Raw genomic sequence first — 14,797 nt, 5'->3', positions numbered from 1 at the left:
GAAGGATTGGCTCATGTCAGTTTATCAACAAGAAATCAAAGCGGCAGCGGCTCTGAAAGAAGCAGCAGGCAGCCCTTGGGATCAGATCAACCCTGAGTATGTTGCGCGTATGCGTGTGCAAAACCAGTTCAAAACTGGCTTGGACATCGCTCGTTACACCGCCAAAATCATGCGCGAAGACATGGCAGCGTTCGACAAAGACAAGTCGCTGTACACTCAGTCTCTGGGTTGCTGGCATGGTTTTGTTGGTCAGCAAAAGCTGATCTCTATCAAAAAGCACTTTGGCACGACTAAGCGTCGTTATTTGTACCTGTCTGGCTGGATGGTTGCGGCTCTGCGCAGCGAGTTTGGTCCTCTGCCTGACCAGTCTATGCATGAAAAAACTGCCGTTGCATCCTTGGTAAAAGAGCTGTACACCTTCTTGCGTCAAGCCGATGCACGTGAACTGGGTGGCTTGTTCCGTGAGCTGGACAAAGCGCGCGAAGCGGGCGATGCAGCTAAAGAGAAAGAAATTCAAGATCAGATTGATAACTACGAAACGCACATCGTACCTATCATCGCTGACATCGACGCCGGTTTCGGTAACGCGGAAGCGACTTACCTGATGGCGAAGCAAATGATCGAAGCCGGTGCTTGTGCGCTGCAGATCGAAAACCAAGTAGCGGACGAGAAACAATGTGGCCACCAAGACGGTAAAGTGACCGTGCCACACGAAGACTTCCACGCTAAGCTGCGCGCTCTGCGCTACGCCTTCCTGGAGTTGGGTGTTGACGATGGTATCATCGTTGCTCGTACCGACTCCGAAGGTGCTGGCCTGACCAAAGAAATCGCAGTGGTTAACGAGCAAGGCGACCAAGGCGACGTTTACAACTCCTTCTTGGACGTTGAAGAAGTAAACGTTGAAGACGTTAAAAATGGCGATGTGCTGCTGAACCGTGATGGCAAGCTGGTACGTCCTAAGCGTCTGGCATCTGGCCTGTATCAGTTCCGCCCGGGCACTGGCCATGAGCGTTGCGTATTCGACTGCATCGAAGCGATCAATGCTGGTGCAGACCTGTTGTGGATCGAAACTGCGGTTCCGACCGTACACGAAATCAAAGAGATGATGGACGAAGTACGTAAAGTACACCCAGATGCCAAGCTGGTGTACAACAACTCTCCATCGTTCAACTGGACGCTGAACTTCCGTCAGCAAGTGTTCGATTCTTGGGTTGAGCAAGGCAAAGACGTTTCTGGCTACGATCGTGACCGTCTGATGTCAGCTGATTACGACGATTCTGAGCTGGCAGCAGAAGCCGATGCACGCGTTAAGACTTTCCAAGCGGATTGCTCTCGCGAAGCGAACGTGTTCCACCACCTGATCACTCTGCCGACTTATCACACGACCGCTCTGTCGGTTGATAACTTGGCCAAAGAGTACTTCGGTGAGCAAGGCATGCTGGGTTACGTTGAAGGCGTTCAGCGTAAAGAAATCCGTCAAGGCATTGCCTGCGTTAAGCACCAAAACATGGCGGGCTCTGACCTAGGGGACGATCACAAAGAATACTACGCAGGCGATCGTGCACTGAAAGCCGGTGGTGCGAAAAACACCTCTAACCAGTTCAACAACATCTAAGTTGTAATGGTTTAAAGAGCTGTTTAAAAAGGCGACCTTCGGGTCGCCTTTTTTGTATCAGCTACTTGGTTTTCACTCAGGTAATGACTGCTGCAGGCTTATTAAAAGCGCTCGTGCAGGTAGCAGTGATTAATTCCAGACGATGGATTTGGACATTTTTGCTTTTACTCTAGCTGTATCTCGCCGATATGACTCGCCCGACAAGCCACCCGCGGCGCGGTATGTGCGATAGCAGCGGATGCTTTTGGTAATAGGATGCGACGCTGTGGAAACGCATTTATCCTTATTCTAAGCCGCCCAAGCCCATCGTGCCTTAAGCCAGTCACTGCGGGGCTTGGCATCTTTGTGCTGCTCCACTAAGGTGGCGGCAAATTGAGGAGAACCCTATGAACGCGCCTGCGTGGATTGATCAACACCTAAAAAACCCAGATGCCATCGCCGATGAGGCTTTTTTACGTGGTTTGCCAAAAGCCGAACTGCACCTGCATTTAGAAGGGGCGCTGGAGCCTGAGCTGATGTTTGCCTTGGCGCAGCGCAACGGCATCGAATTGCCCTTTGCCAGCGTTGATGCCGTGCGCGAGGCTTATGATTTTCATAACTTGCAGTCTTTTTTGGATATTTATTATCGCTGTGCGGATGTGCTGCGTACCGAGCAGGATTTTTACGATCTGACCTGGTCGTACTTGCTGCAATGTCAGCGCCAGGGTGTGGTGCATACTGAGCCGTTTTTTGACCCGCAAACTCACACCGATCGCGGTATCGACATTGACGTGGTGTTTACCGGTATCTTGCGCGCCTTGCGCGATGGTGAGCAGCAGCTAGGCATTAGCAGTGGCCTGATCTTGTGCTTTTTGCGCCACCTCAGTGAAGAAGCAGCACTGGCGACGCTGGACGCGGCCAAGCCCTATGTCAACGACTTGGTCGCCGTGGGGCTGGATTCCTCCGAGGTCGGCCATCCACCACTAAAATTCGAGCAAGCTTTTGCCCAAGCGCGCGAACTGGGGCTTAAAGCCGTGGCCCACGCCGGCGAAGAGGGGCCAGCGCAATACATTTGGGATGCTATGGATGGGCTCAAAGTTGAGCGGGTTGACCACGGTGTGCGCTGTACCGACGACCCTGAGTTGATAAAGAACCTGATCAAAACACAGATGCCGCTCACCGTTTGTCCGCTGTCGAACACACGGTTGAAGGTGTATCAGCACATGAGTGAACACCCGATTCTAACCTTGCTGGAGCAGGGTGTGCGGGTCACGGTGAATTCAGATGATCCGGCCTTTTTTGGCGGCGACGTGATGCAAAACTATTTGGCCTTGGCCGAGCATTTAACCATGACGCGCCGCCAAGCGGCCTGGCTGGCGGATCACAGTCTTACCTCTAGCTTTGCCTCCGATGCGCAAATTGCTGCCTGGCGTCAACAAATGATCGACTATTTGGCGCAAGCATAAGCGAATGGGCGCTGCAGCGCCCATCGTCAGGTAATTTTGGTGACCTTATCAAAACGGCTGTCCATACACGCACTTAAATCTGTGGTAATAAATTTCCCTTGATAAAACAGGCTAAAAATAGTGGCTGGCGTGGGCGCCGAACGCGCTTTTTCTAGGCTATTTAGGTGCACGATGGTGAGTGGTAAGCCACGTTTGGCCGCCGTGGCGGGCAGCTCCTGATTAACATGGAAATCGGTGAAGGGACAGCGATGGCTGTAATACACCACCAATCCTTGCTGTGCTAACCCCTGTTTTTGCTGGACGCAGTCAGCGAAGCGTGACTCGCCAGCACGATCATTCAGGGCAAGTTGCAGCAACTCAAAGCCATCATCGGTTTGATCGACGACCACAAAACCTTGGCGCTTTAGCCAGCGGCCGTCACTCATAAAGTGAAATTTCTTTTGGCCCGCCACTGTGACCAGCGCATCACGCCCCTCGGCCTTGGCTGCGGCTTTGGCACGCTCCAGCAGCGCCTTGGCATAACCCTGCTGCTTGTAGCGGCCAGAGACCCAAAAACAGTTCAGGGCCAGGGCGTGTGGGGCTTCGACTGGCCACCATGCCTGCTCGGCCGGGCCATATTCCAGAAAGACCTTGGCTCTGGCATCTAAGCGATCAAAGTGATAACCCTGCTCAAACTGCTGAGTTAGCCAGTCTTTTTTGGCTTGGTAGCCCTGGGCGCATTTTTTATCACTAAAAGCGCAGCAAATATGCTCGTCTTCAATATTGCTGCGATCAAGGGCGATGACATCCACCATGGCGCTGCTCCTTTCTTATGTTTTTGGCTCAGCCTAAGCCTAGGAGGGGGTTGATGTCTTGATTTAGGGCAGCGAATTTGCTCCGCGGCGCGCTTAATAATTCGGTGCCCATATGAAAGGGTTAGAACAGGCGCCCGATGGAGAAGCTGAGTTCATCCAAGCGGGTTTCGCTATCAAAAAATAAAGCGAGATTGGCGTTGCTCCAGACGGCTTTGCGTTGATAGCCGAGGTCGAAGCGCCAGTTGTCTTTATCCAATATCATTCCGGCGCCTACATTAATGTTGATACCGGAGAGGTCATCGTCAAAAAAATCTTTTTCTTGGTGTGCGCTGTGTTGCTGATAGCCCATGCCAGCACTCACATAAGGCTTTAGCCGGTAGTGCCCGAGCGTCACTTTCCAGTCGATATCGAGCCCCCACAAGTGACCATGTTCTTGGCTGTCGTTGAATACGAGGTTGCGCCGGCTTAGCGTCGTCTGTAGCTGATTATCCGTGCGGTTGAAATAAAAGCTATGTGCCAAGCTGAAGCCGTAAACATCGAGGTCTGAGTGATTGCTGATACCGAAAAAATCATGTTCGGCATCACCGGTTGCACGAATCAGCCCAGCGTGGATTATGTGTGAAGGCTGCGCCTGGGCAGAGAAAGTCAACAGTAATACTGGCAAAAGCCAAATTTTCATCGAGAGTTCTCACAAGTTAAAAAGTGGCAGCATAGAAATGTGAACTGAACCCTAGCTGAACCGGGTTACTTCACTGAGCCGTCCCGGTATAATGCGCGCCGCTTCGGGGAAGGTGGTGCGTCGGTTGCCGGTTTTGCATGATATGTCGTCCTCGGGCTCTGGTATCCAATGGAAAAGGAAAGAAATAAATGAAATTGATTAAAATCTGCGCGGTTGCGCTGGTCGTGCTGCTGTCTGGCTGTGCAACGAATGTCTACCCAGGTGGCCCAACCCTGAGTGGCGCATTGATGTCGAACACCACCTCGACCGCAGCTGCCTTGGCGGTGCCAACACACAAAGATGCACAGCCGGCAAAAGTTGGTGAAGCATCTACCACAGCCGTGTTTGGCCTGTTGAGCTTTGGTGACTCTTCTGTGACTGAGGCAATGAAAAATGCCAATATCACCAAGGTACACCATGTAGATTATCGCAACACGACTGTTTTGCTGGGACTGTTCGCACAAACGACCACCATCGTGTACGGCGAATAATCTTGCAGGTAGGAGCCTAGACGGCTCCTACTTTAGCCCTTTCCTTTTAGAACTTGTTGAATACGCATCTGTGTTTCTGGCGTTTGCAACAACTGTGAAAAAGCCTCCATCTCAGCTTTAACGGCGCTATTGACTCGCTGGCGGTGGTCTTCTCGGCGTCCCAGTTGCTTGATTGCACGAATGGCATCTTGTGAGTTTTTAAGCAGCTCGGTTGCCGCCTTTTGTGCGTGCTCTAAGGCGCTGCCGTCATCGACGGCTTTATTAATAAAGCCCCAGCGCTCGGCTTCTTCGGCGTTGAAAAAACGCCCAGTGAGCAACAAATCTGCAGCGGCTTTAGGGCCGATCATTTCTTTTAACAGCACGGATGAGCCGCCTTCTGCTGCGACGCCAATTTTACTAAAGGGCAGGCTGTAGCGAATGCTGCGACCGGCAAAAGCCAAATCAGCGTGCAGTAGCAAGTTAGCGCCAATGCCCACGGCGACCCCTTCTTGCGCCAGAATTAAGGGCTTTTGCATGGCCGCTAAGGTATCAAAAATCCCCGCGACGCCTTGCTGTACTCCGGCCAGATCACCCTCTGGCAGTAAATCCGTCAGGTCATTGCCGGCGCAAAATTTACCCGCAGCGCCGGTGATGATGATCACGCTGACATCGTCGCGCTGCTCACAGTCTTTTAATGCTGAGATCACCTCTTGGTAGGTTTGCACGCGAATGGCGTTAAACACTTCGGGGCGATTAAACGTAATGGTGGCGATGCGTTGCTCAACGTTGAATTCAATGTCTTGGTACATGTTAAACCCTCAAATAAAGGCCGGATCATTGCAGAGCCTTGCTTAGACGGCAATGATCGAAGCAAACATCTGAGTAGCTGCGGCATAAAAAACCCGGCCGAAGCCGGGTTAAGGTTTTGTGGAATGGATTAATGATCCTGAGCTGCACCGGCGCCTTTGGGGAAGCGAATGTCTTCCACCATGTGGCGGATCTCTTCCGGTACTGGTGCGGTCATTTTGGTGACGATAAAGGCGGTCACGAAGTTCAGCAGTGCACCGATGGCACCAAAGGCCTCGGGTGCTACGCCTAAGAACCAGCTGTCCGGTGTGTTGGGCAGCATGTTGGTACCTTGCACAAAGAACCAGCCTTTATAGGTGAAGATGTACACCAGAGTCGAGGTGAGGCCGACCAACATGCCGCTGACGGCGCCGATATTATTAATGCGTGAGCTGAAGATGCCCATCATCAATACCGGGAAGATCGACGACGCAGCAAGACCAAAGGCCAAGGCCACTACCTGGGCAGCAAAGCCGGGCGGATTCAGCCCTAGGTAGCCGGCCACCAAAATGGCACCGGCCATGGCGATCCGTGCTGACATCAACTCCTGCTTTTCACTGATGTGCGGCATAAAGGTGCTTTTCAGCAAGTCGTGGGAAATCGCCGAAGAAATAGCAATCAACAGACCGGCTGCCGTGGATAGCGCCGCTGCCAAACCGCCAGCAGCTACCAGAGCAATCACCCAGTTAGGTAACTTGGCAATTTCTGGGTTCGCCAACACCATGATGTCACGGTCGACTTTCACCATTTCGTTGCCTTTCCAGCCGAATTCTTTTTCAGCCATGGCAGCAAACTCTGGGTTTTGGTCGTTGTAGTATTGGATGCGACCGTCGCCGTTTTTATCTTCAAATTCTAACAGCCCTGTGGTTTCCCAATTGCGGAACCAGTCGGGACGCTCGTCGTACACCAGGTTGCCTTGTGGGTCACCGATGTCGAAGGCTGGGTCTTGAATGGTGTTGGTCAGGTTTAAGCGCGCCATTGAGCCCACGGCCGGTGCAGTGGTGTAGAGAATGGCAATAAACAACAGTGCCCAACCGGCAGAAGTACGCGCATCCGATACTTTAGGTACGGTGAAAAAGCGAATAATCACGTGCGGCAAGCCAGCGGTGCCCATCATCAATGACAGGGTATACATCAGCATGTTGAAGGTGCCGCCTTTTTGCGCGGTGTACTCAGCAAAGCCTAAATCGACCAGGGTTTGATCCAGTTTCACCAATAGCGGCGTGCCATCGGCGGTATCGCTCAAAAAGCCTAACTGTGGCAGTGGATTGCCGGTCAGATTGAGGGAGATAAACACAGCTGGCACGGTGTAGGCGAAAATTAACACACAGTATTGCGCGATCTGGGTGTAGGTAACGCCCTTCATGCCACCGAGCACGGCGTAGAAGAACACAATGCCCATGCCGGCGTACAATCCCGTCGCGTAATCCACATCGAGGAAGCGCGAAAACGCCACGCCGATGCCTTTCATCTGGCCGATCACGTAGGTAAGAGAGGCGACGATCAGGCAAATCACAGCAACGATGCGAGCGGAGCGTGAATAATAGCGATCGCCGATAAAATCCGGCACGGTAAACTTGCCGAACTTGCGCAAGTAAGGCGCCAAACACAAAGCCAGCAGCACATAGCCGCCAGTCCAGCCCATTAAAAAGATGGAGGCGTCGTAGCCTTTAAAGGCGATTAAACCAGCCATGCCAATAAACGAAGCCGCCGACATCCAGTCAGCCGCCGTGGCCATGCCGTTGGCGACCGGGTGCACGCCACGGCCAGCAGCATAGTATTCGCCTGTGGTACCGGCCCGCGCCCAAACGGCAATGCCCATGTAGAGCGCGAAGGTCGCGCCTACAACGATGTAGGTTAAGGTCTGCAAATCCATGGTGTTATCCTCACTCAGTCGTCATCAACGCCAAACTCGCGGTCGAGCTGGCGCATTTTTTTGGCGTAGAAAAACACCAGGAAAAGAAACACGTAAATGGATCCGTTTTGCGCAAACCAGAACCCGAGCCCAACACCACCAACGGGAATTGCGTCGAGCATCGGGCGCAGCAAGATGCCGAAACCGTATGACACTAAGGCCCAGACCACCAGTAATGTGAGCATGAGGTTAATGTTTTTGCGCCAGTAGGCATTTCGATCGTCATCGGATTTGAAAGCCATAGCCCCCTCCTGATTTTTATTAGATGCCATTTCAAGCTAGGGGAGTGTCGGCGGGTTAAGAAGATAGACCTTGGTATTAACTTGCAGTGATCACTTCTTAAATTTAAATTTATCCTTATAAAACAATAACTTAGATATTTCTGGGAGTGTTACTTATAGGAACAGGACGACCTTGGTAGTAGATTGCCCAGCGGCGTTGTGCTTTCTCAAACGAGATGGGATGGGTCGGTTTTCTCTGATATGGAACGACGCATCGGTTGTTGGGTTAGCCGATGAGAGTGAGCTGGCAGGGGGTGAGTCTGATTGCTGTTAGGTAGCTTTATAAGAGTGAGTAGTCATTAAAACGGGCCTCCTTAGGAGGCCCTTGGCGTTTAGCGCTGGTCATTTAACAAAATGGCGGATAAACCCGAGCCGTTGCCAACGGCAATGGCGGTGCTAACGCTACCAGCTTCGATGGCAATGGCATCGGTACCTGGTATGGCTGGTGTGGTGGTGCCATCGGCTGCGATGTCGACGGTATAAGTACCGGCCGGTAAGGCGACGTAGCCAGTATCTTGGCCAAAGGTGACATCGGCAAAGTTAGGCTGTGCCGGTTGAGTGCTGCCTTGGCCATAAACAAAAATGTCGACGGGGTCAGCCGCAGCGGCGGATGAAGCGTGCACTAAGCGCACATCGCCGTCGGTGCTGGAGGCATTATTGCGTTTGTCCATCAAGGTGATCAGTTGCGCTTGTGCCAATGCGCCGGTGTCGCCTGCGGCAATGACGGTATAAGACTCGCCGCGCGCTAGGGTCAAGGTGGCGGATAGATTACTAAAGGCATCTTGCAAAGTGCTGTCAGCGCCTGTGATTGCCACATCCAACTCACCTGCCATCACTTTGACATAGCCTCCGCTGGTATCCATAAAGGAGAAGTCGTCCAACAGCTTGTTGCCGCCTGCGTATACATCAACGTCGGCGGCATCCACGGCGTGCACGACGCGCACTTCTGCGCTGTTATCCAACACGGGTGTGACGCTATCGCTCCAGGCTAATAAGGTGACGGGTGAGGCGCCTTTGCTGCTGGCGACGGCAACGGCGGTAATGTCGCCAGCGATGGCAAGGCTGCCTGAGTCATACACGACGGTGTCGCTGCCTGCGCCCGTTAGGCGTACTTGGTAGTCACCCATGGCGACATCGGCTAAGGATGCATTGGCATCAAATGGCACGTCGCTCAAGGTCGCTTGGCCCAAATCGGCACCGTTAGCCGTGACGTAGACATCGACATTGCCAGCAGTGGGGGCGGCGTGCACCACGGTGACATCCGTGCTGTCGTTGTTATAGCGAGCGGTGTCATCCAGCACTTCCAGTTCCAAGTTGGCCACTTGGTTTTGGGCAATCACCGAGTAACGGCCATCTTCTTCTAGTGTCAGGCTGGCCTGCAGGGCAATGGTATCGGTGCCTGCGACGCGTAGAGCAACATCACGGCCCCCAGCCTCGACCTTCAAATAGCCAGAGCCTTGTTGAAAGCTCACGTTTTCTAGCACGGCTTTGCCATCGACCAGCACGTCGACTGCCGGCGCATCGGCTGACGCATGAAGAACGCGAAGGTAGGCGTAGTCTTTATCGTTGTTGTCATCACTGCCACAGGCGACTAGGCCCAGTGATACCGCAGATACGGCGATCAGTTGAGATACTTTCATCATCTATAACCTCCAGTTGCCCTGTACTGGGTTGTATTGTTGTGTACAGGATTTGGGTAGATATATTGTTGTACAGGAAGTTCAGAAAGTTATGCGAGACTGCTAACTTTTGTAGGAATTGTCCTATTTGGCAGTGCCACCGGTATGCACAGGTTTTGCTGGTCTGTGGCTGGACAGGCGAAGGCAGCTTTATATAATCGATTCAGCCTGTACTGGGCAAAATGACAATAACAACACTCATAAATTCTGGGGACTCACCATGTTTCGTTCGTTTTTTTCTCACCTTGCAGCCGTGTCGGCGTGCTTTGTATCCGTTTCTTTATGTGCAGACCCAGCCGAAGGCCGCTGGGTTACCATTGATGACGAAGATGGCTCGCAAGCCAGCGTGGTGGAAATCCGCGTTAATAAAGAAGGTCTATTAGAAGGTACCATCGTCGAATTATTGCGCCCCGACGATAAGGGCAAAACCTGTGAAGAGTGCCCAGATGATTTTAAGGACCAGCCGATTGAAGGCTTGACCTTTATGTGGGGGCTAGAGCAAGAGGGTGAGGGGGAGTGGCGCAGCGGCCAAATCCTCGATCCTAAATCTGGCAGCATTTATAAGTCGAAGCTGGATGTGGCTGAGGACGGCCAATCTCTCGAGGTGCGCGGTTACATCGGTGTGTCTTGGCTGGGCCGTAGTCAGCAATGGCTGCGCTATGAGGCGGATGGCGTGGCCATCAATCATTGAAACTTGTTCAGGTTAGCGGCCGCTAACCGCAGTGCGGCGGCGTATTTCCTATCATGAGGGCGCGCTCAAGCGCGCCCGCTGCATTGTTGCCTGTTGTTTTCTCTTCCTGCCTTCGGGCCTGGCGCATCGTACCCTGTGAAACTACTTACAACCTGGTGGCTAATGCGGTCACGGTTATGTATGGGTTCGGCAAAACGCACATTAACCCCTTGGTTCGCTTGCGGCTTAGCCCGTGCGTGAAATCTGAAAGGGCCAATGTGGTGAGTGGTCCCCTTATGTCGCAACAGACAAGCGTGTAAATCATCTGTTGGTGCTGTCGATTTTTCCAAATTAAATTCGTTTTTTGGGTGTTATTTAGAAGTTTGTTATCAGTTTGGCACTTCTGGTGTCGGTCATTTAAGACAAAGACAAGAAAAAGGAGCGATTTCTTATGAAAAACAGTAAGATGCGCGCTGCTTAAAGGTAGGTAGATCTGCTGCCATTATTTGACAAACAACCAGCGTTCCTGTCATAAAACTGCAGCGTTTCTGTCAAGTAACAGACTTGTAACATAACTACCTTACCCTGCGCGGGTTTATTTGGGGGCCTGGTAACAGGCAAAAGAAGATTGACACGGGTAACAACTATGCCGATGCAACTGCGAACTCGTAATATTCTGGCAGCTGCAGTGATCAGCGCCGGAGTAGCCTTCGGTGCGCAAGCCAACACAGTCGATAAAGCACTGGAAGATGGCGCCAAGCGAGTCAACAAGGCTCAGCAATCACAGCAGCGAATTGATGCCGTAGATGACCAGATTCGCTCAGCTGAGCGTGAATATCGCGGTCTGGTAAAAGAGATCGATGGTCTGAATGTTTACATTCAGCAACTGGATAAACAGCTCAATAGCCAACAACAAGAACTGGATGAAATCGAATCCAGCATTCGCCAAGTAAACCTGGTTCAGCGCCAGATTACGCCGCTGATGTTGAAAATGATTGGCGCCATTGAGCGCTTTGTCGAAGCCGACGTGCCCTTCCTTGCGGATGAGCGCCGTGAGCGCGTTGAAGGCTTGAAGTCTTTGATGGGTCGCTCTGATGTCACCATGGCGGAGCAATACCGCAAAGTGCTGGAAGCCTACCAAGCTGAGGTCGATTACGGTCGTACCATTGAGTCTTATCGCGGCACCTTAGAGCTGAACAACGAAACACGTGAAGTAGACTTCTTGCGTGTGGGTCGTGTGGCACTGATTTATCAGTCGCTGGACGGCAAAGAGTTGGGTGTGTGGAATAACAACCTGCGCGAGTGGCAAGACCTAGATGCGTCTTATAAAAGCCGTGTAATGGCAGGTATTCGTATCGCCCGCGAACAGGCAGCACCTGATCTCATCAAGGTGCCGGTAGCAGCGCCACAGGAGGCCAACTAATGAAATTGAAAGCATTAATGGTCGCAGCGGCGTTGGCCATTTCGACGCCTTTTGTGCAGGCCGAAGAATCGCTGAGCGTCGACGACCTGTTAAATCTGGTGAAAGAAGGCCAAGCGCGAGACAACCAAGAGTTTCGTCAGCGTTTGCAACGCTTCAACAGCTCGAAAGCAGAGCAACAGAAGATGGTTGCCGATGCCAAGGCACAACGCACGCGGTTAGAGCAACTGAGTGCCCAGAAAGAGCAGCAGTTTGCTGACAACGAAGGCAAAATCGCCGAAGCACAAGAGCGCTTAACCGAGCGCATGGGTTCGTTGAAAGAGCTGTTTGGTGTGCTGCAGCAAGTGTCTGGCGACACCAAAGCGGTATTCGAAGGTTCGGTGGTGAGCTCGCAATTGCCAGGTCGTGATGAGTTCTTGACGGACTTGATTGCTACGGCGGGTTCTTCTTCTAAGTTGCCATCCATCGAGCAGTTAGAGCGCCTGTGGTACGAAATGCAGCGTGAAGCCACTTATTCTGGTCACATCGCTCAGTACCAAGCTCCAGTTGTTCTGCCAAGCGGCGATACGGTTGAAAAAACCGTGACGCGTGTCGGTGGTTTCAACGTGGTGTCTGACGGCAAATATTTGAACTGGGATCTGCAAACTGGCCGTTTGGTTGAGTTAGATAAGCAGCCTGGTGGTCGTTACACCGGCCCTGCGGGCGAGCTGCAAACTGCTGGTGGTGCTGACTTGACCGGTTTCTGGATCGATCCATCACGTGGTCAGCTGCTGAAGATTATGGGTCAATCTCCTGAGCTGGGTGACCGTGTCGACCAAGGCGGTGTGGTGGGTTACATCATCATCGGTCTGGCCGTGATCGGTATTTTGCTGGCGATCTGGCGCATGATTGGTCTGCAAATCGAGCGCAGCAAAGTCTATAAGCAAATGAAGTCTGACCAAGCCAACGAGAACAATTCTCTGGGTCGTGTGATGGCGGTCTTCAATGCTAACAAAGGTGCGGACACCGAAACGCTGGAGCTGCACTTGGGTGAAGCCATTGCCGCTGAAGTGCCTCGCCTGACGCGCGCCATTGGCTGGATCAAAATCATCTCTGTCGTGGCACCGCTGCTGGGTCTTCTGGGTACAGTGACCGGTATGATCGACGTATTTGAAACCATGTCTCTGTTCGGTACCGGCGATCCTAAGTTGATGGCAGGTGGTATTTCGCAAGCTCTGGTAACCACAGTTCTGGGTCTGGTCGCAGCCATTCCATGTGTGTTCTTACACACCTTGGCGTACAACCGCTCGCGTGAACTGATGATGATTCTGGAAGAGCGCGCGACCGGCATCCTGGCACGCCAGGCCGAGCAACAATCAAAAGCGGCATAAGTTATGTTCGTTGAACTGTACGAACCGGTTTACCTATTTATGGAGCGTGGCGGAGACGTTCTGTACGGTATTTTAGGTTTGATCTTTGTGCTGTGGCTGTTGGTGCTGGAGCGCGTGGCTTACTTCACTTTTGTCCACAAGCGCTCTGTGCGCACGTCGGTTCAAGAGTGGGAGGCCCGCTCTGAGCGTCGCTCCTGGCATGCGCATCAGGTCCGTCAGGACCTGATCAGCAAGCTGGAGTATGACCTGAGCGCCAACATGACCACGATCAAAATGTTAATTGGTATGGCTCCGCTGTTCGGCTTGCTGGGCACCGTCACCGGCATGATCGAAGTGTTTGATGTGATGGCCTTTATTGGTAACGGTAGCCCGAAAGCCATGGCTTCCGGTATTTCCAAGGCCACCATACCGACCATGGCAGGGATGGTAGGTGCGTTGACCGGGGTATTTGCCCAGTCATTGCTGGACCGTTACATCAGCCGTGAAAAGATTCATCTGGAAGATCAATTAACATTTGATCACTGAGTGAGTAAATAATTATGAGACGTGGTTTTTCTAACCTGACGGCGTCCGAAGAGGAAGGCCAAATTGATATCACGCCGATGTTGGACGTGGTATTCATCATGCTGATCTTCTTTATCGTGACGGCCTCGTTTGTTAAAGAGTCTGGTATTGAGGTAAATCGTCCGGATGCCAATACCGCGCAGTCTAAGCCGCGCGCGAACATCCTGATCGCCATCAACGACCTCAACGAAATCTGGATCGATAAGCGCCGTGTCGATGAGAGCCAGGTGCGGGCCAACATTGAGCGTTTGCACGCTGAAAACCCTCAGGGAACGGTGGTCGTGCAAGCGGATGAAGAAGCCAAAACCCGAGTGCTGGTGGCTGTGATGGATGCAGCACGGGCCGCGGGTGTGTACGACGTATCCCTGGCAACAGAGAGGTAATCATGCAATCTGCCTTTGTACGCTTTGGCGCCTCTCTGGCCATTGCTGCGGTTGCAACCTTCGCTGTCTTCTGGGTAATGCAGAGCCTCATCAGTAGCGGGGGCTCGGTATTAAACGAGCAAGACTTCGGTCGCATCGAAAGCTTTGTTATGCAAAAGCCCGATGACGAGGTGCAAACCAAAGAGCGCAAGCCGCAGAAGCCGCCGACGCCACCACAGGAGCCGCCTAAACCAGATATGCCGAAGCCGGATGTCGCTAAGGCATCTGCCGATGGCTTTGATGTGGGTGGCTTTGATATCGGTGCCGACTTAAATGTGGATGCCGGACTTGGCGGCGTGAACACCAGTGATGGTGAGTACCTGCCGATTGTAAAAGTCGCGCCTAACTACCCGCGTCGCGCTGCTCAGCGTGGTATTGAAGGGTATGTGGTGGTCGAGTTTACGGTGACCAAGTTGGGTACGGTGAAAGACCCAATCGTGGTCGAAGCAGAGCCGCCAGGCATCTTTAACCGATCAGCACTGCGCGCCGCATCCAAGTTCAAATACAAACCCAAGGTGGTCGATGGTCAGCCTATCGAAGTGCCTGGGGTACGTAACATCATTCGCTTTGAACTGGAAAAATGACAGG

General features: G+C 52.6%; 15 protein-coding genes. 9 read left to right on the top strand and 6 right to left on the bottom strand.

Annotated elements, in window-relative coordinates; genetic code table 11:
* The first annotated feature begins 13 nt into the window (after nt 1–13).
* Both IE090_RS08540 and IE090_RS08535 read left to right on the top strand, forming a co-directional pair.
* A complete protein-coding gene (locus IE090_RS08540; RefSeq protein WP_189387943.1) occupies nt 14–1,615 on the top strand; it encodes an isocitrate lyase in 1,602 nt (533 codons plus the stop codon).
* A gap of 386 nt (nt 1,616–2,001) precedes the next feature.
* Complete coding sequence (locus IE090_RS08535) at nt 2,002–3,060, top strand: adenosine deaminase (protein ID WP_189387942.1); 1,059 nt, start codon at nt 2,002–2,004, stop codon at nt 3,058–3,060.
* A gap of 26 nt (nt 3,061–3,086) precedes the next feature.
* On the opposite strand, the gene IE090_RS08530 is transcribed toward IE090_RS08535, so the two are convergent.
* Nucleotides 3,087–3,854 carry a GNAT family N-acetyltransferase gene (locus tag IE090_RS08530; protein ID WP_189387941.1) on the bottom strand — a complete coding sequence of 256 codons (768 nt, stop codon included), beginning with the start codon at nt 3,852–3,854 and terminating at the stop codon, nt 3,087–3,089.
* A gap of 121 nt (nt 3,855–3,975) precedes the next feature.
* Complete coding sequence (locus tag IE090_RS08525) at nt 3,976–4,533, bottom strand: hypothetical protein (protein ID WP_189387940.1); 558 nt, start codon at nt 4,531–4,533, stop codon at nt 3,976–3,978.
* A 188-nt stretch (nt 4,534–4,721) separates the two neighbouring features.
* On the opposite strand from IE090_RS08525, the gene IE090_RS08520 reads away from it, so the two are divergent.
* Entirely contained in the window at nt 4,722–5,063 is a 342-nt protein-coding gene (locus tag IE090_RS08520; protein ID WP_189387939.1) for a TRL domain-containing protein, read from the top strand.
* A gap of 32 nt (nt 5,064–5,095) precedes the next feature.
* Here the strand turns inward: IE090_RS08520 and IE090_RS08515 are convergent, their stop codons facing one another.
* The 4 genes from IE090_RS08515 to IE090_RS08500 all read right to left on the bottom strand — a co-directional run bounded on the left by IE090_RS08515 (nt 5,096) and on the right by IE090_RS08500 (nt 9,727).
* Nucleotides 5,096–5,851, bottom strand: a complete 756-nt coding sequence (locus tag IE090_RS08515) for an enoyl-CoA hydratase/isomerase family protein (protein ID WP_189387938.1) — start codon at nt 5,849–5,851, stop codon at nt 5,096–5,098.
* Nucleotides 5,852–5,979: 128 nt separating this feature from the next.
* Nucleotides 5,980–7,764, bottom strand: coding sequence for a sodium:solute symporter family protein (locus IE090_RS08510; protein ID WP_189387937.1), 1,785 nt, complete (start codon nt 7,762–7,764; stop codon nt 5,980–5,982).
* Between the two features lie 14 nt (nt 7,765–7,778).
* Nucleotides 7,779–8,045, bottom strand: a complete 267-nt coding sequence (locus IE090_RS08505; RefSeq protein WP_189387936.1) for a DUF4212 domain-containing protein — start codon at nt 8,043–8,045, stop codon at nt 7,779–7,781.
* 371 nt (nt 8,046–8,416) lie between these two features.
* Nucleotides 8,417–9,727 carry a DUF4397 domain-containing protein gene (locus IE090_RS08500; RefSeq protein ID WP_189387935.1) on the bottom strand — a complete coding sequence of 437 codons (1,311 nt, stop codon included), beginning with the start codon at nt 9,725–9,727 and terminating at the stop codon, nt 8,417–8,419.
* A gap of 256 nt (nt 9,728–9,983) precedes the next feature.
* Between IE090_RS08500 and IE090_RS08495 the strand changes: the two genes are divergently transcribed.
* The 6 genes from IE090_RS08495 (at nt 9,984) to IE090_RS08470 (ending at nt 14,793) form a co-directional block, all read left to right on the top strand.
* Nucleotides 9,984–10,454 (top strand): DUF2147 domain-containing protein, encoded by a 471-nt coding sequence (locus tag IE090_RS08495; RefSeq protein WP_189387934.1) that lies wholly within the window; start codon nt 9,984–9,986, stop codon nt 10,452–10,454.
* A 625-nt stretch (nt 10,455–11,079) separates the two neighbouring features.
* Nucleotides 11,080–11,856 carry a DUF3450 domain-containing protein gene (locus tag IE090_RS08490; RefSeq protein ID WP_189387933.1) on the top strand — a complete coding sequence of 259 codons (777 nt, stop codon included), beginning with the start codon at nt 11,080–11,082 and terminating at the stop codon, nt 11,854–11,856.
* A complete protein-coding gene (locus IE090_RS08485) occupies nt 11,856–13,223 on the top strand; it encodes a MotA/TolQ/ExbB proton channel family protein (RefSeq protein ID WP_189387932.1) in 1,368 nt (455 codons plus the stop codon). The genes IE090_RS08490 and IE090_RS08485 overlap by 1 nt, the downstream gene beginning before the upstream one ends.
* Before the next feature lie 3 nt (nt 13,224–13,226).
* A complete protein-coding gene (locus IE090_RS08480) occupies nt 13,227–13,748 on the top strand; it encodes a MotA/TolQ/ExbB proton channel family protein (RefSeq protein ID WP_189387931.1) in 522 nt (173 codons plus the stop codon).
* Nucleotides 13,749–13,762: 14 nt separating this feature from the next.
* Nucleotides 13,763–14,170, top strand: a complete 408-nt coding sequence (locus tag IE090_RS08475) for an ExbD/TolR family protein (protein WP_189387930.1) — start codon at nt 13,763–13,765, stop codon at nt 14,168–14,170.
* 2 nt (nt 14,171–14,172) lie between these two features.
* Nucleotides 14,173–14,793 carry an energy transducer TonB gene (locus IE090_RS08470; RefSeq protein ID WP_189387929.1) on the top strand — a complete coding sequence of 207 codons (621 nt, stop codon included), beginning with the start codon at nt 14,173–14,175 and terminating at the stop codon, nt 14,791–14,793.
* Nucleotides 14,794–14,797: the final 4 nt, after the last annotated feature.

Origin of the sequence: Bacterioplanes sanyensis, assembly GCF_014652515.1 — a bacterium.
Lineage (GTDB): Bacteria > Pseudomonadota > Gammaproteobacteria > Pseudomonadales > Oceanobacteraceae > Bacterioplanes > Bacterioplanes sanyensis.
This window is presented reverse-complemented; position numbering and strand designations above follow the sequence as displayed.